This is a genomic window from Pseudomonas sp. B6(2017), from assembly GCF_002112765.1.
Taxonomy (GTDB): Bacteria; Pseudomonadota; Gammaproteobacteria; order Pseudomonadales; family Pseudomonadaceae; genus Aquipseudomonas; species Aquipseudomonas piscis.
This window is the reverse complement of sequence record NZ_NEIQ01000009.1, coordinates 258,260-280,131: the sequence shown is the minus strand read 5'-3', so window position 1 is coordinate 280,131 and position 21,872 is coordinate 258,260. Positions and strand designations below refer to the sequence as shown.

The following is a 21,872-nucleotide window of genomic DNA, read 5'->3' as shown; positions in this document are numbered from 1 at the left end:
CTAGAACTCCAGCTCCGCGCTGAAGTACAACGTGTGGCGGGAGTCGTAGCGGTTGTCGGCGAAGGTGACGGGCTGGTGGTCGAGCCGCTGTTGCAAGGTGCCGGCCAGCTCCAGGTCGGCCTTGCCCAGGGACAGGCGCTTGGCGACGCGGGTATCGACCCGCTGGAAACGGTAGCCGTTGAGGGCGCTGTCTCCATAGTAGAAGAGCGCGCTGGACCAGCCCTGGCCCCAGTTGCGCAGCCAGCCGGCCGAGCCGCTGTTGCTGGCGCTCAAGCGCTGGTCCAGGCGGTTGCTGGCCTGGGCATGGACATAGGCGTAGGTCAGGCGCAGGCGGTCGGCGCGGCTCAGCTGCCAATCCAGCTGGCTTTCGCTGCCGGTGAAACGCGCCGAGTTGCTGTTGCTGGCGATGTACTGGTTGTTGCGCAGCGGCTCGCTGACCATCCTGCTGATTTCGTCGTAGAACAGCTTGATATCCAGGTTCAGCCGCTGGTCGACGAAATAGCCGTTGTAGCCCAGCTCCCGGGAGCGCATGCGTTCCTGGTCGAGGTCGCCGGGGCCGCGGGTCTTGACGAAGTACTGGGCGCTGTTCTGGCCGTAGACCGGAGCGCTCAGGCCGGTGACCCGATAGCTCCAGTTGACGTTGTTCTCGAACATGTCCGGGGAACGGATGGCTTCGGAGTACACCGCCCGCAACCCGTGGCGCGGGTTGATCAGGTAGTTGACGGCGATCCGCGGGGTCAGGGAGTTCCCGGTGAGCCGGGCGTCTTCGTACATGGCCCCGCCCTGGATCAGCCAGTGTTCGCTGGCCCGCCATTCCAACTGGCCGAACAGGCGCCAGGTGGTGTCGTCCAGCACGCCGTTGAAATAGGTCTCGGAGTCGGCGCGGTCGTAGCGGTAGTTCATGCCGCTGACCAGCCGCAGGTCGTCGGCGAGGCTCAGGGTGTCCTGTATTTCCAGGTCGTAGCGGGTTTCCCGGGTGCTCTGGTCGATACTGCCGCAGACGGGCTTGCTCCCACCTTCCTTGGTCCATTGCTCAAGGACCTTCCCCGCCAGTGCTTCTTCATCCGGGGAACCGGCCGGTGCCTTCGAATAACTGGCGATGTTGCGCGCCAGGCGCTCGGTGTAGTTCGGGTTGAGCTGCCATAGGCGCGCCAGTTCGGGACTGAAGGACAGGGCCGCATCGCAAGCCCTCCAGGTCTGCTGGCGATCCCAGTGCTGGGCCGAGCCCTGGACGTAGAGGCTGTGCCGTGGGTCCAGGTCCAGGTTCCAGCGCAGGGAGGTCGCATAGTCCTTGGCGATCACGTCGGAGTTGTAGCCTTTCTCGGCGTAGTCCCTGAACACCGGCCGATAGGTATAAGGCCGCTGGTTGCTGCCTTCCTTGGCATTGAACTGCCAATCGATGCTCTGGCGTTCGTCGAGCATCTGGCCGAGCGCCAGGCTGATGCGGTTCAGGCGCCGGCTGTCGCGATAGTCCGACCCGTCCTGGCGCTTGTCGAAGCCATCGTCCTCCTGGCCCGAAAGCGACAGGCGCAGGTCGCCGCCGTCCCAGCCGGTACCCTGGCTGGCGTACCAGTCGGCCACACCACGCTGGCCACGGGTCACCTTGATCCGCGTGCCATGGCTGTTGGCCGGCGAGCGGGTAATGATGTTGACCACCGCCATCAATGCGTTGGCGCCGTAGCTGACGGTATTGGGGCCGCGGAATACCTCGATGCGCTCGATATCCTCCATGGCCACCGGAATGTCGCTCCAGTCCACGGTGGCCAATCCGGCCCGATACACCGAGCGCCCGTCGATCAAGACCTGCATGCGCCGGGCTTCGCTGGCGCTGGTGCCGTGGTAGTTGACCGTGGCCTGGTTGCCGCTGATGGCGCCGACCATCATCCCCGGCACCAGGCGCAGCAGTTCGCTGATGTCCCGGGCGCCGCTGGCCTTGATCAATTCGTTGTCCAGCACGGTCATGCTGCCGGGCACTGCGGCGGGGGATTGTTTCAGGCGGGTGGCGGTCAATACCTGGGGCAGTGCGCCGTCGTCGACGAACAGATCTTCGGCCAGCGCCGGATGACCGGATAGCATGCCCAGCAGCAATGACAGGCGAAGGGGGGAGGGACCAGCGGGCACGGCGCAGCCTTGAAACGTGAAAGATGGCGCGCATGTTAACCGAGACGGTCGAGTTTTCCATTCGATGGGCCTGCATCCGCCGAGCGCCTGCGCGGGTTTGCGACAGATCGCCCGGACAGTTGACCGGGGCTGGTGGTCGGATGGCCGCCCCGTATAATGCCGCCATCGCCACTGCTATGGAAAAACGGATTGCATATGACACAACAGCGCCCTATTGCGGTCCTGGGAGGCGGAAGTTTCGGTACCGCCGTGGCCAACCTGCTGGCCGAGAACGGCCAGGCGGTGCGGCAGTGGATGCGTGATCCCGAGCAGGCCGAGGCCATTCGGCTCAATCGCGAGAATCCGCGTTATCTCAAGGGCATCAAGATCCACCCGGCGGTGGAGCCGGTCACCGACCTGCTGGCCACCCTCGAGGACAGCGACCTGTGTTTCGTCGCCTTGCCCTCCAGCGCTCTGCGCGCGGTGCTGGCGCCCCATGCACAGCGACTCAGCGGCAAGATGCTGGTCAGCCTGACCAAGGGCATCGAGGCCCAGACCTTCAAGCTGATGAGCCAGATCCTCGAGGACATCGCGCCCCAGGCGCGGATCGGCGTGCTCTCGGGCCCCAACCTGGCCCGCGAAGTGGCCGAGCATGCCCTGACCGCCACGGTGGTGGCCAGTGAGGACGAGCAACTGTGCCAAGAAGTCCAGGCGGTGCTGCATGGCCGTACCTTCAGGGTCTACGCCAGTGCCGACCGCTTCGGCGTCGAGCTGGGCGGCGCCTTGAAGAACGTCTACGCAATCATCGCCGGCATGGCGGTGGCCCTGGGCATGGGGGAAAACACCAAGAGCATGCTGATCACCCGGGCCCTGGCGGAGATGACCCGCTTCGCCGTGAGCCAGGGGGCCAACCCCATGACCTTCCTTGGCCTGGCCGGGGTCGGCGACCTGATCGTCACTTGCTCCTCGCCCAAGAGCCGCAACTACCAGGTGGGCTTCGCCCTGGGCCAGGGCCTGAGCCTGGACCAGGCGGTGAGCCGCCTGGGCGAAGTGGCGGAAGGGGTCAACACCCTCAAGGTGCTCAAGGCCAAGGCCCAGGAGCTGGGGGTCTACATGCCGCTGGTAGCCGGGTTGCACGCGATCCTGTTCGAAGGCCGGACGCTCACCCAGGTGATCGAGCTGTTGATGCGCGGCGAACCGAAAACCGATGTCGACTTTATCTCCACCAGCGGATTCAACTGAGCAGTACAGGAGCGAGACATGAACGATACGAATTCCGAGGCCAAGTACGAATCCATTCTCCTGCGGGTGTTGTGGATGCTGGTATTCGCCCTGGTGTGGCAGGTGGCGCAGTTCCTCCTGGGGGCGCTGGTGGTAGTGCAGCTCATCTACCGATTGGTCTACGGCGCTCCCAATGCCAGCCTGATGAACTTCGGCGACAGCCTGAGCCAGTTCCTGGCGCAGATCGGCCGCTTCGGCAGTTTCCACACCGAACAAAAGCCCTGGCCGTTCGCCGACTGGCCGGCGCCCCGGGCTCCGGAGGGCGAGGCGCCCCACAGCGTGCCTCCGGCGCCGCATCCGGTGCGTGACGAGGAGCCCAAGCTGTGAGGCTCTGGGTATTGCGCCATGGCCAGGCCGAAGCCCATGCGGCCACCGATGCCGAGCGCAACCTGACGGCCCATGGCCGGCAGCAGGTGCTGGCCAGCGCCGCGCAACTGATCGGCCAGCCCCTCACCGGGATCCTTGCCAGTCCCTATGTCCGGGCCCAGCAAACCGCGCACCTGGTGCGCGAGGCCCTGGGCTTTGAGGGCGAGGTGCGTACCGTGTCCTGGCTCACCCCGGATGCCAATCCACTGCGGGCGCTGGAGCAACTGGACAGCGCCGAGAACCTGTTGCTGGTCAGCCACCAACCCTTGGTGGGCAGCCTGATCGGCCTGTTGCAGCATGGTCACCTGCGTGACCCGCAAGCCATGGACACCGCCAGCCTGGCGGAGTTGGCGGGCGACTGGCCGCTGGCCGGGGCCATGACCCTGGTTCGCGTCGACCATCCCTGATGCCCTCGCCGCCGGGCCCCTGGGCTCCGGTGGTGGGTGTCGGCAAGGCTGATGCCGGCTACATTTCTTAACTTGCAGCGCTCCCTGGTGCGTGGAATAGTCGACCGAGCAAGTGCTTGGTTGGTTAGCGGCTGTTCCCGAACACAACAAGAACAAAGGAGCGCGTCATGTCTGCTGCTTTTCGTTTGCCGTTGCAAGTGTTCTACCAGCGTGAAGCAAGTCATCCCCAGCAACTTTTCCTGGTCCAGCCCTGCGCCGGTGGCCAGGTGCAGGAACTGAGCTGGGCCGAGGTCGCCCAGCAGGTCCGACGCGCCGCCCAGTGGCTGCGGGAGCGGCAACTGCCGGCGGGCAGCAATATCGCGATCATCGGCAAGAACTCCGCCCACTGGATCATCGCCGACCTGGCGATCTGGATGGCCGGGCATGTCTCGGTGCCGCTGTACCCCAACCTCACCGCCGAGTCGGTGGCCCAGGTGCTGGAGCATTCCGGGTCGGCCCTGGCGTTCATCGGCAAGCTCGATGCCTGGCCGGAAATGTCCCGGGGCATCAGGCCTGGTTTACCCACCATCAGCCTGCCATTGGCGCCGCAGGGCAGCTTCGATTTCAGCTGGGAGGCGCTGCAGCGTTGCCAGCCAATGACCGACAGCCCCTGCCCGGGGCCCGACCAACTGGCCACCATCATCTATACCTCCGGTACCACCGGATCGCCCAAGGGCGTGATGCACAGCTTCGGCAACCTCGGGTTCACCGCCAGCCATGGAGTCCAGATGTTCGGCCTGGGGCCCGGCGACCGGCTGCTGTCCTACCTGCCGTTGTGCCATGTGGCCGAGCGCGTATTCGTCGAGATGGGCGCGCTCTACACCGGGCAGACGATCTTTTTTGCCGAGAGCCTCGATACCTTCCTGGCCGACCTGCGGCGTGCCCGGCCCACGGCGATGTTCGGCGTGCCACGGATCTGGACCAAGTTCCAGATGGGGGTCTACGCCAAGATGCCGGCCAGGCGCCTGGACCTGCTCCTGGGCCTGCCGCTGATTGGCAAGTGGGTCGGGCACAAGGTCCTGGCGGGGCTGGGGCTGGATGCGCTGCGCGTGGCCCTGTCCGGAGCCGCGCCAGTGCCTCAGGCCCTGTTGCACTGGTACCAGCGCCTGGGCCTGGATGTGCTGGAGGTCTACGGCATGACCGAGAACTGTGGTTACTCCCATCTGGGCCGCTCGGGAGAATACATCCCGGGTTGGATCGGCCGGCCCTGTCCAGAGGTCCAGGTGCGCATCGCCGTGGACGGCGAGGTCCAGGTCCGTAGCCAGGCGGTGATGCAGGGTTACTACAAGGACCCGCAGAAGACCGCCGAGACCATCACCGAGGATGGTTTTTTACGCACCGGCGACAAGGGCGAGCAGGATGCTGCCGGCAACCTGCGCCTGACCGGCCGGCTCAAGGAAATCTTCAAGACCAGCAAGGGCAAGTATGTGGCGCCTGCGCCCATCGAGATCCGCCTGGCCGAGCATGCGCACATCGAGCAGGTATGCGTGGTCGGCGATGGCCTGAGCGCGCCGTTGGGTTTGTGCGTGTTGTCGGCGGCCGGCCAGCGCGAGGCCGATGGCAGCGCTCGCGAAGGCTTGCACAGCAGCCTGGAAAACCTCCTGGCCCATGTCAATGGCGGCCTGGACAAGCACGAGCGCCTGCATCGGCTGGTGGTGGTCAAGGGTAGCTGGGCGGTGGAGAACGGTTTCCTGACCCCGACCCTGAAGATCAAGCGCAATGTGATCGAGTCCGCTTATGGCGACAGCTTCCAGGCCTGGAGCGAGCGCGAGGAAGTCGTGCTGTGGCAGGATTGAGCGACCAACCTACAAGAAGGAAGTGGCGATGAGCCTGTGGCGTACCACCCCCAACCTCGAGCAACTGAACGCGCTCCAGAAGAACACCATCGGCGAAGTGCTGGATATCCGCTTCGAGGCTTTCGACGAGCAGTCCCTGACCGCCAGCATGGTCATCGACCATCGTACCCACCAGCCCTACGGGCTGCTGCATGGTGGGGCTTCGGTGGTGCTGGCCGAGACCGTCGGCTCCATGGCCAGCTACCTGTGCATCGATGCCAGCAAGTTCTACTGCGTGGGGCTGGAGATCAATGCCAACCACCTGCGGGGTTTGCGCAGCGGGCGGGTCACGGCGGTGGCCAGGGCCATCCATCTCGGTCGCACCACCCACGTCTGGGACATCCGCCTGAGCAGCGACGAGGGCAAGGCCAGCTGTGTATCGCGCCTGACCATGGCGGTGGTGCCGCTGGGGCAGAACCCGCCGGCCGCCTGAACCCGCGGCCATAGGCCGGGCCGGGGTGTCAGTATTCCTGGCGGTTACGGTCATTGCCCTGGCGGCGGAGCTTGCGGAAAATCGCCGTTGATTTGGTAAATGGATGAGTCGGTATGTCGCAACAGGTGTTTTTCGCTCACGCCAATGGGTTTCCCTCCGGCACCTACGGCAAGTTGTTCGCCGCCCTGGCGCCGGAATTCGAGGTGACTCATCTGCAACAGCATGCCCATGACCCGCGTTTTCCGGTGGACGATAACTGGCGCAGCCTGGTGGACGAATTGATCCACCACCTGCAACAGCAGTCCCAGCCGGTGTGGGGCGTCGGGCACTCGCTGGGCGGCGTGCTGCACCTGCATGCGGCCCTGCGCTGCCCGGAGCTGTACCGGGGCGTGGTGATGCTCGACTCTCCGGTGCTGACCCGGGCCGACCAATGGGTGATCCGTGCGGCCAAGCGCTTGGGTTTCATCGATCGGCTGACCCCGGCCGGGCGCACCCTGGGACGGCGTGAGGAGTTCAGCGATATCGAGTCGGCCCGCAGCTACTTTTCGCGCAAGACGCTGTTCCGCGCCTTCGACCCCGATTGCCTGGATGCCTACCTGGAGCATGGCCTGCAACAAGTGGGGGATCGCTTGCGGCTGCGCTTCGACCCGGCCACCGAGATCAGCATCTATCGTGGCGTGCCGCACACCAGCCCCGGCAGCGCCCATCAGCTCAAGGTGCCCCTGGCGGTGGTGCGAGGCCAGCAGAGCAGGGTGGTGATGCGCCATCACACCAGTGCCGTGGGACGCATGTCCCAGGGGGTGTCGCTGACCATGCCCGGCGGGCACATGTTCCCCCTTGAGCGACCCGAGGCCACTGCGCTCTTGCTCAAGGACCTGTTCAACCGCTGGCAGCACGGCCAGCAGCGGAGCCTTGCATGAGCCAGGGTGTGGAGGAAGTGCGCCTGAGCCTGCCGCATATCGAGCTGGCGGCGCATTTGTTCGGTCCAGAGGATGGCTTGCCGGTGATCGCCCTGCATGGCTGGCTGGACAACGCCAACAGCTTCGCGCGCCTGGCGCCCAAGTTGCGCGGCCTGCGCATCCTGGCCCTGGACCTGGCCGGCCACGGGCACTCCGGGCATCGCCCGGCGGGAGCGGGATACGCCCTGTGGGACTACGTGTACGACGTATTGCAAGTGGCCGAGCAGCTGGGCTGGCGGCGCTTCGCCCTCATGGGCCACTCCCTGGGGGCCATCGTGTCCCTGGTATTGGCGGCGGCCATGCCCGAGCGAGTCAGCCAGCTGGCGCTGATCGACGGCGTCATCCCGCCCACGGCCAGTGGCGAGGGCGCAGCCGAACGCCTGGGCATGGCCCTGCAAGCGCAACTGGCCTTGCAGGACAAGCGCAAGCCGGTCTACAGCAGCCTGGAGCGCGCCGTCGAGGCGCGGATGAAAGGCCTGGTGGCCGTCAGCCGGGAAGCCGCCGAGCTGTTGGCGCAACGAGGCCTGATGCCGGTGGCCGGTGGTTATACCTGGCGCAGCGACAGCCGCCTGACCCTGGCTTCGCCCCTGCGCCTGACCGAGGAGCAGGCCATGTCCTTCGTCCAGCGGGTGGCCTGCCCGACGCAGCTGGTGGTGGCGGCCGATGGCATGCTGGCCCGGCACCAGGAGTTGCTGCAGCGTCTACCCTTCAACCTTGAACAGCTGCCGGGCGGGCACCATCTGCATTTGAACGATGAAACCGGTGCCACCTTTGTCGCAGACTGTTTCAATCGGTTTTTCGCCGTTCCTTGACTTGACCTGGTCAACTGTCGAGGCTTGGCGGGTTGAAATGGGAGACAACCATGATAGATCTGTACACCGCTGCGACCCCCAATGGCCACAAGGTTTCCATCCTGCTTGAAGAGCTCGGCCTGCCCTATACCGTGCACGCCTTGAGCTTCGACAAGAAGGAACAGAAGGCGCCGGCGTTCCTCAAGATCAATCCCAATGGGCGTATTCCTGCCATCGTCGATCGCGACAATGGCGATTTCCCGGTATTCGAGTCCGGGGCGATCCTTGTCTACCTGGCCGAGCGTACCGGTCGCCTGTTGCCTGCCGATGCCAAGGGGCGTTCGCAGGTCATGCAGTGGCTGATGTTCCAGATGGGCGGCATCGGCCCCATGCAAGGCCAGGCCAATGTGTTCTTCCGCTATTTCCCGGAGAAGCTGCAGGGCGCCATCGACCGCTACCAGCATGAGACCCGACGTTTGTACGAGGTGCTCGACACGCGCCTGCAGCAGGTCGACTACCTGGCCGGCGACTACAGCATCGCCGACATCGCCACCTTCCCCTGGGTGCGCGGCCATGACTGGTCGGGAGTTCCGGTCCAGGGGCTGGAAGCGCTACAGCGCTGGATGGCGGCCATGGAGGCGCGCCCCGCGGTCCAGCGCGGCTTGCAGGTTCCGCAACGCAGTGACGACGCCAGCGTCGTCAAGGGCGCCCAGGCCATGCTGATCCGATGAGGGCCCCGATGCGTTCACTCAGTTTCCTGGGCCTGTCCCTGGCCAGCGCACTGGCGGTTGCCGCCGACCTTCCCGGAAGCCAGGACCTGCCCCTGGTGCCCCGTCTGACCGATGCCCAGATCGTCGATTACCGCCCCGAGGTAGAACAGGAGCGGATCTACCCCATGGGCTCGATCCGCAAGATCAGCGGCCAGTTGCGTTTCGACGGCCAGGTCAATGCCCGGGGCAAGCTCACCGCCATCACCTACCAACTGCCGGCCGAGCGCAGCTCCAACGAAGCCTTCACCCTGGCCCGCGAGGCTTTGCAGAAACAGGGCGCCGAGCTGCTGTTCTGGTGCCAGGCGCGGGACTGCGGCGAAAGCAGCCTGTGGGCCAATGAGGTGTTCGGCAACGCCAAGCTGTACGGCGCCGACGAGCAGCAGGCCTACTTGTTGCTACGCCTGGCGGCCCCCCAGGACAACTCCCTGGTGGCCCTGTACAGCATCACCCGCGGCAATCGCCGGGCTTACCTGCATGTGGAGCAGTTCGCCGCCGGTGCTCCACTGGGCGAACTGCTGCCCACCTCCGCGACGTTGCTCCGGCAATTGAAAGACACTGGCCGGCTGGACCTGGCCAAGCTGGCCGAGCCGCAGCCAACCTGGCTCACCTTGCTGTCCCGGGGATTGAACCTGGACACCACGTTGCGGGTCAGTCTTTGCGGCCAGCACGCCGAAGCCTGGCGCCAGGCCCTGATCGGCCAGGGCGTGCGCGCTACGCGGTTGGAAACCGGCGACACCCAGGCCGCCGGCCTGCACTTCGAACTGCTGCGTTAAGCTTTGCAGGCGACCCGCGCTGGCGGGTTCGCCTACTCTTCACTGGTTACTCTTGCGCGAGACATTTCATGCCCAATAACGATCGCCTGCTGGTGCAGATCCTGCTCCTGGTGCTGTTCGGTGCCAGCTTCTGGGTGATGGCGCCCTTTTGGTCGGCCCTGTTCTGGGGGGCGGTGCTGGCCTTTGCCAGCTGGCCGCTGATGCGTTTGCTGACCCGCTGGCTGCATGGTCGCGAATCCCTGGCCGCGGGCCTGCTGACCCTGGGCTGGATGCTGCTGGTGGCGGCGCCGCTGGTCTGGCTGGGCCTCAACCTGGCGGACCATGTACGTGATGCCACCGCCTTCATCAAGGACGTCCAGGTCGATGGCCTGCCCGAGGCGCCAGCCTGGCTGGGCGGCTTGCCGTTGGTGGGCGAGCGACTGGTGGGCGTCTGGAACAGCATCGACGAACAGGGCGCGGCGCTGATGGTGGCGGTCAAGCCGTACCTGGGGCAGGTGGGCAACTGGTTGCTGGCCCGTAGCGCCCAGGTGGGCGGGGGCATCCTGGAACTGACCCTGAGCCTGGTCTTCGTGTTCTTCTTCTACCGTGACGGCCCGCGCCTGGCGCTGTTCGTGCACAAGCTGCTGGAGCGGCTGATCGGCGATCGTGCCGGCTACTACATCGACCTGGTAGCCGGCACCGTGCAGCGCGTGGTCAACGGTGTGATAGGTACTGCGGCGGCCCAGGGCCTGCTGGCTTTGATCGGCTTCATCATCGCCGGGGTGCCCGGGGCGCTGGTACTGGGGATCGTCACCTTCCTGCTCAGCCTGATCCCCATGGGGCCACCGCTGGTGTGGATCCCGGCCACGGCCTGGCTGGCCTGGAAGGGCGAGTACGGCATGGCGGTGTTCCTGGGAATCTGGGGCACCTTCATCATCAGTGGGGTGGATAACGTGCTCAAGCCCTACCTGATCAGCCGTGGCGGCAACCTGCCACTGGTGATCGTCCTGCTCGGGGTGTTCGGTGGCTTGATCGCCTTCGGTTTCATCGGCTTGTTCATCGGCCCGACCCTGTTGGCGGTGGCCTACAGCCTGTTGCTGGACTGGAGTGCCAGCCAGGCACGCAACCAGGAACCGCGCTGAGCTCAGGGACGGGTCAGCCGCAGTACCGCAGTCAGGCCGCCGCCCGGGGTTTCCTCGAGCTGCAGGCTGGCGCCCATGCGCTCCGCGGCTTCGCGGGCGATGGTCATGCCCAGGCCGACCCCGCCGGAATTGCGGTTGCGTGAACCCTCCAGGCGGAAGAACGGCTCGAACACCGCTTCACGCTGCTCGGCGGCGATGCCTGGGCCGTGGTCGATGACCCGGATCAGCAACTGCTCGCGATTGTCCTCCAGGGCCAGGGTCGCTTGGCCGGCATAGCGCAGGGCATTGTCCAGCAGGTTGTTCAGGCATGACTGCAGCGCCATGGGTTGCACCAGCAGCGGTGCGCAATGTCCCTGGGCCTGGACATCGGCGCCCCGGTCCTGGGCGTTCTCGCACATCGACTCCACCAGCGCTTGCACGTCCATCAGCTGCCAGATCTCGCTGGTGCGTTGCTCGTGCAGGTAGCTGAGGGTGGCGTCGAGCATCTTGATCATGTCGTCCAGGTCCTGGCGCATCTGGCTTTGCAACTTGCTGTCCTCGATCTGCTCCAGGCGCAGCTTGAGGCGCGACAGCGGCGTGCGCAGGTCGTGGGAAACCGCGCCGAGCATGCGCCCACGCTGCTGGACTTGCTCGCGAATGCGCTTTTGCATCTGGTTGAAAGTGTTGGCTGCCTGTCGTGCTTCATGGGGGCCGAGTTCTTCCAGGGGCGGGCTGTCGAGGTTTTCGCTCAGGCGCTCGGCGGCGGCGCTGAGGCGTCGTATGGGCCGCGACAGCAGCTTGGCGCCGTACCAGGCGGCGATGATCAGCGAGATGAACTGGAACGTCAGCGGCACCAGCGGGCCGTTGAACCAGTGGCGTGGCCGCCGGGGAAAATGCGGTGGCGGGCCCGCCGGTCGGCCGTCGTCCATTGCCGTTGCGGTCGGCGGTGGGGGCGGCGGCGGGCGTGGAGGGCCGTAGTGTTGGAACCAGAAGAAGGCCAGCAGGTGGGCGAGTACGATCGCGATCAGCAAGACGCCGAACAGGCGGCCGAACAGCGTATCGAAGCGCCCACGCATCAGCCTATGTCCCGGGCGTCGAACAGGTAGCCTTCGCCACGCACGGTCTTGATCAGTTGCGGTGATTTCGGATCCTCGCCGAGCTTCTGCCGCAGGCGCGACACCAGCAAGTCGATGCTGCGATCGAAGGCCTCGATGGAGCGCCCGCGGGCGGCATCCAGCAATTGCTCGCGGCTCAGCACTCGGCGTGGACGTTCGAGGAATACCCAGAGCAGGCGGAATTCGGCGTTGGACAGCGGCACCACCAGGCCATCGGCGGATATCAGCTGGCGCAGGACGCTGTTCAGGCGCCAGTTGTCGAAGCGGACGCTGCTCCGCTGCTCGCTGCGGTCATCGCGTACCCGGCGCAGGATGGTCTGGATCCGCGCCACCAGTTCCCGGGGCTCGAAGGGCTTGGCCATGTAGTCGTCGGCCCCCAGTTCCAGGCCGATGATGCGGTCGGTGGGTTCGCAGCGGGCGGTGAGCATCAGGATCGGGATGTCCGATTCGTTACGTAGCCAGCGGCACAGGGACAACCCGTCTTCACCCGGGAGCATGAGGTCGAGCACCACCACGTCGAAATGCTCGGTTTGCAAGGCCTGGCGCATTGCGGCGCCATCGGTGACGCCACTGGCGTGGATGTTGAAGCGTGCCAGGTAGCCGATCAGCAGTTCGCGGATCGGTACGTCGTCATCGACGATCAAGGCCCGGGTATTCCAGCGCTTGTCGTCGCCATTGAGCGGGGCTTTGCTGTCGTCGCTGAAGGGGGCTGGGGTGTTGTGCATGGGCGATCATCTGCCAGGTAGGCTGTCGTTGCCGGGCGGCGACGGCGAGGTTATGGCTTCAGCATAGGCGTCCGGCCCGGAGGCTGGAAGTGCTGTTCGAATGTGTTGCGGCAGGCGAGGGTAGCGGCGGGGGATGTTGCCGACGTGTCGTCAGTGTATCGGGATTGATACACAGGTCGGCCTGATCGTCGGCCCGGCGCCTTGTCGCGGACGAATTAGCGCACAGCGGGTCCCGGAGCGACGCGGCTTGCGCTACAATCCGCGCCGATTTCGACTTGCCTGAGAGCCTTTTCATGTCCGCCTGCCAGACACCTATCATCGTCGCCCTGGATTTCCCCACCCGTGACGCCGCACTGAAACTGGCCGATCAACTGGACCCGAAACTGTGCCGGGTCAAGGTCGGCAAGGAGCTGTTCACCAGCTGCGCCGCCGAGATTGTCGGCACCCTGCGCGACAAGGGTTTCGAAGTGTTCCTGGACCTGAAGTTCCACGACATCCCCAACACCACCGCGATGGCCGTCAAGGCTGCTGCGCAAATGGGCGTCTGGATGGTCAACGTCCACTGCTCCGGCGGCCTGCGCATGATGGCCGCTTGCCGTGAGGAGCTGGACAAGCGCAGTGGCCCGCAGCCGCTGCTGATCGGCGTCACCGTGCTCACCAGCATGGAGCGCGAGGACCTGGCTGGCATCGGCCTGGACATCGAGCCCCAGGAACAGGTGTTGCGCCTGGCCGCCCTGGCGCAGAAGGCCGGCATGGATGGCCTGGTGTGCTCGGCCCTGGAAGCCCAGGCGCTCAAGAGCGCCCACCCGTCCCTGCAACTGGTGACTCCGGGGATTCGCCCTGCGGGCAGCGCCCAGGACGACCAGCGGCGGATCCTCACTCCGCGCCAGGCCCTGGATGCCGGTTCCGATTACCTGGTCATCGGCCGTCCCATCAGCCAGGCAGCCGATCCGGCCAAGGCCCTGGCCGACGTCGTGGCCGAACTGGCCCTGTGACACCCACGGGAGCCGGCGTGCCGGCTCCCGCAGCTTGACCCTGGGCTCAGACCTTGAGCACCAGCTTGCCGAAGTTCTCGCCGCTGAACAGCTTCGCCAGGGTTTCCGGGAAGGTTTCCAGGCCCTCGACGATGTCCTCCTTGCTCTTGAGCTGCCCCTTGGCCATCCAGCCGGCCATCTCCTGCCCGGCGGCGGCGAACTGCGCCGCATGGTCCATCACCACGAAGCCTTCCATGCGCGCCCGGTTGACCAGCAGCGACAGGTAGTTGGCCGGCCCCTTGACCGCTTCCTTGTTGTTGTACTGGCTGATGGCGCCGCAGATCACCACCCGGGCCTTGAGGTTCAGGCGAGTGAGCACGGCATCGAGGATCTGGCCGCCGACATTGTCGAAATACACGTCGACCCCCTTGGGGCATTCGCGCTTGAGGCCGGCCTGGACGTCTTCGCTCTTGTAGTCGATGGCCCCGTCGAAGCCCAGTTCCTCGACGAGGAAGCGGCACTTGTCCTGGCCGCCGGCGATGCCTATCACCCGGCAGCCCTTGAGCTTGGCAATCTGCCCGGCAATGCTGCCCACCGCGCCGGCGGCCCCGGACAGCACCACGGTTTCCCCGGCCTTGGGCGCACCGACCTCCAGAAGGGCGAAGTAGGCGGTCATACCGGTCATTCCCAGCACCGACAGGTAGCGTGGCAGTGGCGCCAGCCGTGGGTCGATCTTGTAGAAACCACGGGGCTCGCCAACGAAGTAGTCCTGTACCCCCAGGGCGCCATTGACGTAGTCGCCGACGGCGAAATCCGGGTGTTTGGAGGCGGTCACCTGGCCCACGCCGAGGGCCCGCATCACCTCGCCGATCCCCACTGGTGGGATGTAGGACTTGCCTTCGTTCATCCAGCCACGCATGGCCGGGTCCAGGGACAGGTACTGGTTCTGCACCTGGATCTGCCCGGCGCCGGGCTCGGTCACGGCCACTTGCTGGTAGGTGAAGGTATCGCGGCTGGCCGCGCCAACGGGACGCTTGGCGAGCAGGAACTGGCGGTTGGTCAGGCTGGTCATGGCAGGTCCTCGAGAACTGGATGAAACCCTAGTTGATAGACCCTCGGGCCGGCAGCCGCAAGGCGTGCCTGCCCGGCGAATGAGCCGCGATCCAGGGGCGTGATAAATGGCCCGGGGCCTTCATCACCGGGATGCATGGAGTGGCAAACGAATGCCTGATAGTGCTGCCGCGGCGTCTGTGCTCTATGGCTAGATGGGCCAGGGTATTGGGCCCGTACTGGATTGAGGAGCTTTGCATGAGCATGACGTTTTCCGGCCAGGTGGCCCTGGTGACCGGCGCGGCCAACGGGATCGGCCGGGCCACCGCCCAGGCGTTCGCCGCCCAAGGGTTGAAGGTGGTGGTGGCGGACCTGGATGCGGTCGGCGGCGAAGGCACCGTGGCGCTGATCCGCGAGGCCGGTGGCGAAGCGCTGTTCGTGTCCTGCAACGTCACTCGCGAGGCCGATGTCCAGCAACTCATGGCCCGCACCATCGAGGCTTACGGTCGCCTGGACTACGCCTTCAACAATGCCGGGATCGAGATCGAGAAGGGCCGTCTGGCCGAGGGCTCGCTGGACGAGTTCGACGCCATCATGGGGGTCAACGTCAAGGGTGTGTGGTTGTGCATGAAGTACCAGCTGCCGCTGCTGCTGGCCCAGGGCGGCGGGGCCATCGTCAACACCGCGTCGGTGGCGGGCCTGGGGGCGGCGCCGAAGATGAGCATCTACGCCGCTTCCAAGCACGCGGTGATCGGCCTGACCAAGTCGGCGGCCATCGAGTACGCCAAGAAGAAGATCCGGGTCAACGCGGTGTGCCCGGCGGTGATCGACACCGACATGTTCCGCCGGGCCTACGAGGCAGACCCGAAGAAGGCCGAGTTCGCCGCGGCCATGCACCCGGTGGGGCGCATCGGCAAGGTCGAGGAAATCGCCAGCGCCGTGCTCTACCTGTGCAGCGATGGCGCCGCCTTCACCACCGGCCATGCACTGGCTGTCGACGGTGGCGCCACGGCCATCTGATCGATATCGCCGCCCCGGCGACCAAGGCGCCGGGGCGATGATGGAATCGACCTCCAGCGTCCTGAAAACGACCTCTAGCCTGGTTTTTGCCACTATTGCGACACCAGAGGCTTGTGCGTCGGTGCACGCCGTTGCCACCCTTCGAAAAAAAACCATGGCCTTGCAGCCATTGGGGACTTGAGGGGAGTTCGCAGCATGACGACGGCCGCAAGTGGACGCTTTGCCAACCTGGGCATGGCCAGGAAGTTGGGGGTGGGCTTCGCCCTGGTGTTGCTGTTGACGGCCCTGGTGGCCGGCATCGGCCTCTGGTCCCTGCAAACCGTCAGCCAGCGCTTCGAGGGCCTCAAGCGCATGTCGCAGCTCAACAGTGGCGTGCTCAAGGTCCGGCTGCTGGAGCAGGGGTATGCGCTGCACGGTGACAACCAGAGCGTCGATAGCCTGCGCGAGAACCTGGATGCGCTGCTGGCCCTGGCCCGCCAACTCGAAGAGCCGGGCAATCCGGCGACCATGGGCCAGGTCGACGGGATGCTGGCGGACTATAGCCAGGCTTTCGATGGATTCGTCGAGCTGACCCAGGCCAAGGACCTGGCGCTGGAGATGGCCAGTTGGTCGGTATCCAGCGTGGCCAACAACCTCGACGTACTGCAAGCCGGCCTGGCGGACGACGGCGCCTATGGCTTGAAAGAGTCCCAGGGCAAGGAGGGCGCCGAGTTCATCGAGCAGGCCAACCAGATCAGCCAGGTCTCGCGCTTGATGCTGCAAGCCATGAACGAGGCCCGGGTGCGCCTGGACCAGAACCGCAAGGGCGGCGATCAGGAGGCGGCCGGGCAGGGCAAGATCGAACAGGCCGAGCAGGCCCTGGCCCTGGTGGAGCAACTGAAGGCCAGCGTCAAGGATGCCGGTTACCAGACGGTCCTCAACGAGGTCTCGGGGCACATCGGCAATTTCAGCGAGAAACTCAACGAGTACACCGACCTGCTGGTTCAGGAACAGCAGGTCTACCAGCGGTTGCACGAGCGGGCCGCCCAGGTGATGCAGCAGGTCGACCAGGCCTATGCCGCCCAGGACCAGGCGATGCAGGAGGAGCTTACGAAGAACTCGTTGCTGATCCTCGGTTCCTCGGCCCTGGCGCTATTGGCCGGGTTGCTGGCGGCGCTGGGTATCACCCGGTTGATCGTCCGGCCGCTGCGCAGTGTGATGCAGGTGGCCCAGCAGATTGCCGCCGGTGACCTTCGCGCCACGGTGAGCGTGACCCGGCGCGACGAGATCGGTCAGTTGATGCAAGCCATGCAGCAGATGGGCGGCGGCTTGAGCGGTATCGTCAGCGGCCTGCAATCCGGGATCGAGCGCCTGGCCAGCTCGGCACAATCGCTGTCGGCGGTGACTGAGCAGACCAACCTCGAAGTCAGCACCCAGAAAGAAGAGACCGAGCAGGTGGCCACTGCCATGAACCAGATGACCGCCACGGTTCACGATGTGGCGCGCAATGCCGAGGAGGCGGCCCTGGCGGCCCAGGCGGCGGACGACAAGGTCGAGAGCGGCCAGCAGGTGGTGCGCCAGAGCATGCAGCGGATCGAGCAACTGGCCGACTCCGCGAACCAGGCCAGCAGCGGCATCCAGAGCCTGAGCGCGGAAATCGACAACATCGGCAGCGTGCTGGATGTGATCAAGAGCGTGGCCGAGCAGACCAACTTGCTGGCCCTGAATGCCGCCATCGAAGCGGCCAGGGCCGGTGAGCAGGGGCGTGGGTTCGCGGTGGTGGCCGACGAAGTCCGGGCGCTGGCCAAGCGGACCCAGCAGTCCACCGAGGAAATCACCCGCCTGGTGGCGACCCTGCACGCCGCGGCCGATGCTTCGGTGCGACAGATCCAGGGCAGTGGGGAGTTGGTCAAGCAGGCGGTCAGCGATGCGTTGCAGACCGAGAGCGCCCTGGGCAGCATCGCCGCGGCGGTGTCCCTGATCCAGCAGATGAACCAGCAGATCGCCGCGGCCGCCGAGCAGCAGAGTTCGGTGGCCGAAGAGATCAACCGCAGCGTAACCAGCATTCGCGCCAGTGCCGATCAGTCTTCGCAGGCGATGCAGGGCAGTGCGGCCTCGAGCATCGAGCTGGCGCAATTGGGGAGCGAGTTGAAATCCATGGTGGGGCATTTCCGCCTGTAGCGGCGGGGAGGGCGGTGTCGCGCTGCGCAGGTGCCCGGCGCGGGGCCGGGCACCTGCGGTCGATCAGTCGTAGATGACCTTCTTCTTCCAGTCGGCGTCGGCTTCCACTTCCTTCAGGCCCTGGGTCAACTCGTTGACCTCATCCTCGGCTGGCTCCAGGGTCGACAACACCATGGCGTTGGCGCGGGCCAGGAGCTTGTCCAGGTACTCCAGTTGCTCGCTGTAGGCCTTGGGCTCCGGCTGCTTGCGCAGGTACTGCACGCCGCGTTCGAAGGCCAGGCGGGCCTGGCCGGGCTGGTTCTGCTGCAGTGCGTATTGCCCCAGGTTGTTGAAGAACTCGATGTGCAGCAGGACCAGGATATGGCGGATCTCCTTGATCCAGCGCTTGGCTTCGTTGGGCTGCAGGAAACCGTCGTGGGCGGCGCGGGTCACTTGACCGTGCATGGCCTCCAGCAGAAAGCGCACGTCCTTGGCCTTGGCTTCGGTCTGGATCGGCGAGGGCGGGTTGTTCACAGGAATCGATTCGCCCTGGCCCACCAGGGTGTTGAGCTCGGCCAGGCGGGCCTTGAGCTTGGCGTCGGATTTGTCGAGGTTGAGCATGCGCTGCACGACGTTGAGTTCCAGGCGAGTCAGCAGCAGCTTGAGGCCTGGCGACATGAACTGGCCGGGGAAGGTTTCGGTGATTTCGCCGCAGCGGCGCAGGCGGTCATTGAGTTCGACCTTGGTGCGGGCCTTTTCCAGTTTGTTGTTTTCCACCACATGGTTCATGTAGCCAATGGCGATCAATAGTGCGATCCCGGCTATTACCAGCAGGGTGATCATGAGTGGTGTCACCGTTAAAACCTCGTTATAGGATTTCGCGTGCGAGTGTAGTGGCTTGGCATTTGGACGCATAGCGCCGCTCGACGAGCCGGGACGGATTGTGCGTGCGCCTTCTACTTCTATCAGGCATAGCAGGGCAGGGCCGGAGGTGGCCACTGGGTTCAAATTGATATCACCGGCTGCGAGGACTATAACGCCTTGGCGGGTGACAGAATATAGGCGTCAAAGCCCGGACGGCATAAAAGCCTGTGGCGACCTGAAAACAGCCTCGAAGTCATTGATTTAAATAAAGTTATATCTGGGGGTTGACGACCTTCCAAAGCATCCATAGAATGCGCGCCACTTTCAGCGGAAAGCAAAGCGCGAAACGCTGAAGGGAGTGAATGTTGTAGCGTGTCCCCTTCGTCTAGTGGCCTAGGACACCGCCCTTTCACGGCGGTAACAGGGGTTCGAGTCCCCTAGGGGACGCCAATGCGGGAATAGCTCAGTTGGTAGAGCACGACCTTGCCAAGGTCGGGGTCGCGAGTTCGAGTCTCGTTTCCCGCTCCAATTTTAAACGGTCTGGCCTTTTCGGGCGAGGCTGAGTGAAACCAGAATCCAAGTCTTCGGATGCGGTTCTGGAGTCCGAAACACAAACCATGTGTTCCGGGTAGTGTGTCCCCTTCGTCTAGTGGCCTAGGACACCGCCCTTTCACGGCGGTAACAGGGGTTCGAGTCCCCTAGGGGACGCCATTTGCGGGAATAGCTCAGTTGGTAGAGCACGACCTTGCCAAGGTCGGGGTCGCGAGTTCGAGTCTCGTTTCCCGCTCCAATTTTAAACGGTCTGGCCTTCGGGCGAGGCTGAGTGAAACCAGAACCAAGTCTTCGGATGCGGTTCTGGAGTCCGAAACACACACCATGTGTTCCGGGTAGCGTGTCCCCTTCGTCTAGTGGCCTAGGACACCGCCCTTTCACGGCGGTAACAGGGGTTCGAGTCCCCTAGGGGACGCCATTTGCGGGAATAGCTCAGTTGGTAGAGCACGACCTTGCCAAGGTCGGGGTCGCGAGTTCGAGTCTCGTTTCCCGCTCCAATTTTAAACGGTCTGGCCTTCGGGCGAGGCTGAGTGAAACCAGAACCAAGTCTTCGGATGCGGTTCTGGAGTCCGAAACACACACCATGTGTTCCGGGTAGCGTGTCCCCTTCGTCTAGTGGCCTAGGACACCGCCCTTTCACGGCGGTAACAGGGGTTCGAGTCCCCTAGGGGACGCCATTTGCGGGAATAGCTCAGTTGGTAGAGCACGACCTTGCCAAGGTCGGGGTCGCGAGTTCGAGTCTCGTTTCCCGCTCCAAATTTTGATCCGCAGACTTTTGGCAATGTCTGCAAGTCATTGAAAACAGGGGCGAAAGCCCCTTTTTTCATTCCGGCAAGCGCCACTGAAATCCACTCACACCCGGGACTTTTTAGTCCAATTTTTAGTCCATCAATACGGTTGTGTGAGACTCCGCATTCTTGCTGGGCGAAGGCGGCAGGCGAGACCAGGATCCAGTCCTAACTCAAGTTAGGAGCTAGAACCATGGCACTTTCAGACATGGCCGCTCGCCAGGCCAAAGCAACCGGCAAGCCTTATACCTCGGTGACATCGACGGCCTATCTTTTGCTGTGAGCGAACAAGGCGGTCATTCTTGGCACTTTCGCTACGTTTGGGTCGGCAAGCAAAAAGCGCATGTCGCTAGGCACTTATCCTGAAGTCAGCCTTACGTCCACACCACGGCGGAGAAAGTGCGGGCATGGCTCAATCAGTTGTTTCGCTTTGCCATGATCAAGATCGATCGCCCTGATATCAATCCGGCCTCCGATCTGGACGTGGTGGCCTTGCCTAAGCCACCAGTGCTGCATACCCCCCTTCCTGCGCTTACCTGAACTGCCCGAATTGCTGCACGCGGTGAGCCCTCCACGCAACTTGGCATCCGCTTGCTGTTCCTGACTGGAGTCCGAACCGGGGAACTGCGTCTGGCCACGCCCGACCAGTTCGACCTAGATCGGGGCCTCTGGAGTATCCCCCAGAAGTGGTCAAGCAACTCCAGAACGATATGCGCAAGAAGGGTAAGCGGCCACAGGACATTCCGCCGTACATCGCACCGCTGTCCGTTCAGGCAATGGAGATCGTGCGCTACCTACTAGGTTCTGTACGAAAAGTATTGTCGCAAACACCGCATGGCACAGGTCAATGAAACCATCGCCGCAAAACTTGTCGCGAGCTTGTCGAAACGCATAGCGATGCGGCGGTTTTCCTTCAGCCAGCCGAACATGCGCTCGATGATATTGCGCTGCCGATATTTGGGCCGATCAAACAACCTGGGCAGACCTGGTTTGGGCTTGCGCTTCATGTCGCGCAGCGGGATCACCGGTTGCATCCGATAGCGATCACGGTAGAGACGCAGAGCTTCAGCATCGTATCCCTTGTCAGCCAGCAAGCATCGGCAGCGTTTGCGAGGGCGGCCGTGCTGGCTGGGGGATACAAGCCTTGTCCAGCAACGGTTGGGCATAGGCAATATCGCTGGCTTGCCCGCCAGACAGCAGGAAACGCAGCGGCACACCATTGGCATTGCACAGCATGTGGATTCTGCTCGTCAGGCCGCCCCGGCTGCGCCCGAGCGCGTGATCTTGCGGTTCTTCAGGCCCCCTTTTTTTCCGGCGCCTGATGAGGCTCGGGTGGCACTAACGGCAGTGGAGTCGATCAGCCAGGTTTCCAGGTCGATCAAGCCTTGCTCGTTCAATCGGATATGAAGGCGCTTGAGCATCTGATCGAAAGCGCCGCAATTACGCCAATCGCGAAACCGCTGATACACCGTTGACCAAGGGCCAAAACGCTCCGGCATGTTTCGCCAAGCCGCGCCGGAACAGAGTACTCAAAGGACGCCGCTGAGCATCAGGCGATCATCGGCTCGGGGGCACCCGCTGCGGCGGATTTCAGTGAAGAGATCGGCAAACAAATCCCAGGCTGCACCGGGGAGCTCATGCCGTTTTGCCGTCATGGTGTCCTGGCGTTAATGGCGGCGGATTCTATCCAAATCGATATTTCAAAGGATTTCGTACAGAGCCTAGCTGCGTAGCTGAGGTTTTCAGAATCGCCTGATTAAAACCTGCGGCCCCGCTGGGTGTAATACGACT

18 protein-coding genes, 8 tRNA genes and 3 pseudogenes are annotated in these 21,872 nt (G+C 64.3%); 23 read left to right on the top strand and 6 right to left on the bottom strand.

The window, feature by feature from the left end; translation table 11 throughout:
• The gene (locus CAG11_RS17660; protein WP_177409091.1) at positions 1-2,076 is read right to left on the bottom strand and encodes a TonB-dependent siderophore receptor; all 2,076 of its coding nucleotides are present in this window, start codon (positions 2,074-2,076) and stop codon (positions 1-3) included.
• A gap of 240 nt (positions 2,077-2,316) precedes the next feature.
• Here CAG11_RS17660 and CAG11_RS17655 point away from each other — a divergent pair, with 240 nt between their 5' ends.
• From CAG11_RS17655 to CAG11_RS17610, 10 genes are all read left to right on the top strand, one after another.
• Positions 2,317-3,342 carry an NAD(P)H-dependent glycerol-3-phosphate dehydrogenase gene (locus CAG11_RS17655; protein ID WP_085597232.1) on the top strand — a complete coding sequence of 342 codons (1,026 nt, stop codon included), beginning with the start codon at positions 2,317-2,319 and terminating at the stop codon, positions 3,340-3,342.
• An 18-nt stretch (positions 3,343-3,360) separates the two neighbouring features.
• Positions 3,361-3,708 (top strand): DUF4389 domain-containing protein, encoded by a 348-nt coding sequence (locus CAG11_RS17650; RefSeq protein WP_022643127.1) that lies wholly within the window; start codon positions 3,361-3,363, stop codon positions 3,706-3,708.
• Positions 3,705-4,154 (top strand): phosphohistidine phosphatase SixA, encoded by a 450-nt coding sequence (sixA, locus tag CAG11_RS17645; protein WP_085597231.1) that lies wholly within the window; start codon positions 3,705-3,707, stop codon positions 4,152-4,154. Before CAG11_RS17650 ends, sixA begins: the two co-directional genes overlap by 4 nt.
• 167 nt (positions 4,155-4,321) lie before the next feature.
• On the top strand, positions 4,322-5,989 hold the full coding sequence (locus CAG11_RS17640; protein WP_085597230.1) for an AMP-binding protein: 1,668 nt from the start codon (positions 4,322-4,324) through the stop codon (positions 5,987-5,989).
• A 28-nt stretch (positions 5,990-6,017) separates the two neighbouring features.
• Entirely contained in the window at positions 6,018-6,461 is a 444-nt protein-coding gene (locus CAG11_RS17635; RefSeq protein WP_022643130.1) for a hotdog fold thioesterase, read from the top strand.
• 113 nt (positions 6,462-6,574) lie between these two features.
• On the top strand, positions 6,575-7,381 hold the full coding sequence (locus CAG11_RS17630) for an alpha/beta fold hydrolase (RefSeq protein ID WP_053134976.1): 807 nt from the start codon (positions 6,575-6,577) through the stop codon (positions 7,379-7,381).
• Entirely contained in the window at positions 7,378-8,232 is an 855-nt protein-coding gene (locus CAG11_RS17625; RefSeq protein WP_022643132.1) for an alpha/beta hydrolase, read from the top strand. Before CAG11_RS17630 ends, CAG11_RS17625 begins: the two co-directional genes overlap by 4 nt.
• A gap of 50 nt (positions 8,233-8,282) precedes the next feature.
• Positions 8,283-8,942: a glutathione S-transferase family protein gene (locus tag CAG11_RS17620; protein WP_085597229.1), complete on the top strand. Its 660-nt coding sequence runs from the start codon at positions 8,283-8,285 to the stop codon at positions 8,940-8,942.
• An 8-nt stretch (positions 8,943-8,950) separates the two neighbouring features.
• Positions 8,951-9,754, top strand: coding sequence for a DUF4892 domain-containing protein (locus CAG11_RS17615; RefSeq protein WP_177409085.1), 804 nt, complete (start codon positions 8,951-8,953; stop codon positions 9,752-9,754).
• Positions 9,755-9,822: 68 nt separating this feature from the next.
• Entirely contained in the window at positions 9,823-10,875 is a 1,053-nt protein-coding gene (locus tag CAG11_RS17610; RefSeq protein WP_022643135.1) for an AI-2E family transporter, read from the top strand.
• Between the two features lie 2 nt (positions 10,876-10,877).
• Here the strand turns inward: CAG11_RS17610 and CAG11_RS17605 are convergent, their stop codons facing one another.
• Positions 10,878-11,930 carry a HAMP domain-containing sensor histidine kinase gene (locus CAG11_RS17605; RefSeq protein WP_085597227.1) on the bottom strand — a complete coding sequence of 351 codons (1,053 nt, stop codon included), beginning with the start codon at positions 11,928-11,930 and terminating at the stop codon, positions 10,878-10,880.
• Entirely contained in the window at positions 11,930-12,694 is a 765-nt protein-coding gene (locus tag CAG11_RS17600; RefSeq protein WP_085597226.1) for a response regulator, read from the bottom strand. Before CAG11_RS17600 ends, CAG11_RS17605 begins: the two co-directional genes overlap by 1 nt.
• Before the next feature lie 293 nt (positions 12,695-12,987).
• Here CAG11_RS17600 and pyrF point away from each other — a divergent pair, with 293 nt between their 5' ends.
• Positions 12,988-13,689: an orotidine-5'-phosphate decarboxylase gene (pyrF, locus tag CAG11_RS17595; RefSeq protein ID WP_058434025.1), complete on the top strand. Its 702-nt coding sequence runs from the start codon at positions 12,988-12,990 to the stop codon at positions 13,687-13,689.
• Positions 13,690-13,735: 46 nt separating this feature from the next.
• On the opposite strand, the gene CAG11_RS17590 is transcribed toward pyrF, so the two are convergent.
• Complete coding sequence (locus tag CAG11_RS17590; protein ID WP_022643139.1) at positions 13,736-14,740, bottom strand: NADP-dependent oxidoreductase; 1,005 nt, start codon at positions 14,738-14,740, stop codon at positions 13,736-13,738.
• 236 nt (positions 14,741-14,976) lie between these two features.
• Here CAG11_RS17590 and CAG11_RS17585 point away from each other — a divergent pair, with 236 nt between their 5' ends.
• From CAG11_RS17585 to CAG11_RS34505, 3 genes and pseudogenes are all read left to right on the top strand, one after another.
• Complete coding sequence (locus CAG11_RS17585) at positions 14,977-15,738, top strand: SDR family oxidoreductase (protein WP_085597225.1); 762 nt, start codon at positions 14,977-14,979, stop codon at positions 15,736-15,738.
• Positions 15,739-15,933: 195 nt separating this feature from the next.
• Positions 15,934-17,037, top strand: a pseudogene (locus CAG11_RS34510) (HAMP domain-containing protein); the annotation flags it as partial.
• A complete protein-coding gene (locus CAG11_RS34505) occupies positions 17,017-17,898 on the top strand; it encodes a methyl-accepting chemotaxis protein (protein ID WP_371916604.1) in 882 nt (293 codons plus the stop codon). The pseudogene CAG11_RS34510 and the gene CAG11_RS34505, both read left to right, overlap by 21 nt.
• Before the next feature lie 63 nt (positions 17,899-17,961).
• Here CAG11_RS34505 and CAG11_RS17575 read toward each other — a convergent pair whose 3' ends face one another.
• Positions 17,962-18,720: a hypothetical protein gene (locus tag CAG11_RS17575; protein WP_022643141.1), complete on the bottom strand. Its 759-nt coding sequence runs from the start codon at positions 18,718-18,720 to the stop codon at positions 17,962-17,964.
• Positions 18,721-19,115: 395 nt separating this feature from the next.
• On the opposite strand from CAG11_RS17575, the gene CAG11_RS17570 reads away from it, so the two are divergent.
• The 9 genes and pseudogenes from CAG11_RS17570 to CAG11_RS17530 all read left to right on the top strand — a co-directional run.
• Positions 19,116-19,191: transfer RNA gene (locus CAG11_RS17570), tRNA-Glu, on the top strand.
• Between the two features lie 2 nt (positions 19,192-19,193).
• Positions 19,194-19,269: transfer RNA gene (locus CAG11_RS17565), tRNA-Gly, on the top strand.
• Between the two features lie 107 nt (positions 19,270-19,376).
• A tRNA-Glu gene (locus tag CAG11_RS17560) sits at positions 19,377-19,452 on the top strand.
• Between the two features lie 3 nt (positions 19,453-19,455).
• Positions 19,456-19,531 (top strand) — tRNA-Gly (locus CAG11_RS17555).
• Positions 19,532-19,635: 104 nt separating this feature from the next.
• Positions 19,636-19,711, top strand: a tRNA-Glu gene (locus CAG11_RS17550).
• A 3-nt stretch (positions 19,712-19,714) separates the two neighbouring features.
• Positions 19,715-19,790: transfer RNA gene (locus tag CAG11_RS17545), tRNA-Gly, on the top strand.
• A gap of 104 nt (positions 19,791-19,894) precedes the next feature.
• Positions 19,895-19,970: transfer RNA gene (locus tag CAG11_RS17540), tRNA-Glu, on the top strand.
• Positions 19,971-19,973: 3 nt separating this feature from the next.
• Positions 19,974-20,049: transfer RNA gene (locus CAG11_RS17535), tRNA-Gly, on the top strand.
• A gap of 225 nt (positions 20,050-20,274) precedes the next feature.
• Positions 20,275-20,890, top strand: a pseudogene (locus CAG11_RS17530) (tyrosine-type recombinase/integrase); the annotation flags it as partial.
• Here CAG11_RS17530 and CAG11_RS17525 read toward each other — a convergent pair.
• Positions 20,879-21,736: pseudogene (locus CAG11_RS17525) on the bottom strand (IS5 family transposase). The pseudogenes CAG11_RS17530 and CAG11_RS17525 sit on opposite strands and share 12 nt — an antisense overlap.
• Positions 21,737-21,872: the final 136 nt, after the last annotated feature.

Coding starts and splice junctions, on each gene's coding strand:
- CAG11_RS17615 (WP_177409085.1), top strand. CDS start 8,951: ATGCGTTCACTCAGTTTCCTGGGCCTGTCCCTGGCCAGCGCACTGGCG.
- CAG11_RS17605 (WP_085597227.1), bottom strand. CDS start 11,930: ATGCGTGGGCGCTTCGATACGCTGTTCGGCCGCCTGTTCGGCGTCTTG.
- CAG11_RS17590 (WP_022643139.1), bottom strand. CDS start 14,740: ATGACCAGCCTGACCAACCGCCAGTTCCTGCTCGCCAAGCGTCCCGTT.
- CAG11_RS17660 (WP_177409091.1), bottom strand. CDS start 2,076: ATGCTATCCGGTCATCCGGCGCTGGCCGAAGATCTGTTCGTCGACGAC.
- CAG11_RS17625 (WP_022643132.1), top strand. CDS start 7,378: ATGAGCCAGGGTGTGGAGGAAGTGCGCCTGAGCCTGCCGCATATCGAG.
- CAG11_RS34505 (WP_371916604.1), top strand. CDS start 17,017: ATGCAAGCCATGCAGCAGATGGGCGGCGGCTTGAGCGGTATCGTCAGC.
- CAG11_RS17575 (WP_022643141.1), bottom strand. CDS start 18,720: ATGATCACCCTGCTGGTAATAGCCGGGATCGCACTATTGATCGCCATT.
- CAG11_RS17655 (WP_085597232.1), top strand. CDS start 2,317: ATGACACAACAGCGCCCTATTGCGGTCCTGGGAGGCGGAAGTTTCGGT.
- CAG11_RS17640 (WP_085597230.1), top strand. CDS start 4,322: ATGTCTGCTGCTTTTCGTTTGCCGTTGCAAGTGTTCTACCAGCGTGAA.
- CAG11_RS17610 (WP_022643135.1), top strand. CDS start 9,823: ATGCCCAATAACGATCGCCTGCTGGTGCAGATCCTGCTCCTGGTGCTG.
- CAG11_RS17585 (WP_085597225.1), top strand. CDS start 14,977: ATGAGCATGACGTTTTCCGGCCAGGTGGCCCTGGTGACCGGCGCGGCC.
- CAG11_RS17620 (WP_085597229.1), top strand. CDS start 8,283: ATGATAGATCTGTACACCGCTGCGACCCCCAATGGCCACAAGGTTTCC.
- CAG11_RS17635 (WP_022643130.1), top strand. CDS start 6,018: ATGAGCCTGTGGCGTACCACCCCCAACCTCGAGCAACTGAACGCGCTC.
- pyrF (WP_058434025.1), top strand. CDS start 12,988: ATGTCCGCCTGCCAGACACCTATCATCGTCGCCCTGGATTTCCCCACC.
- CAG11_RS17650 (WP_022643127.1), top strand. CDS start 3,361: ATGAACGATACGAATTCCGAGGCCAAGTACGAATCCATTCTCCTGCGG.
- CAG11_RS17630 (WP_053134976.1), top strand. CDS start 6,575: ATGTCGCAACAGGTGTTTTTCGCTCACGCCAATGGGTTTCCCTCCGGC.
- CAG11_RS17600 (WP_085597226.1), bottom strand. CDS start 12,694: ATGCACAACACCCCAGCCCCCTTCAGCGACGACAGCAAAGCCCCGCTC.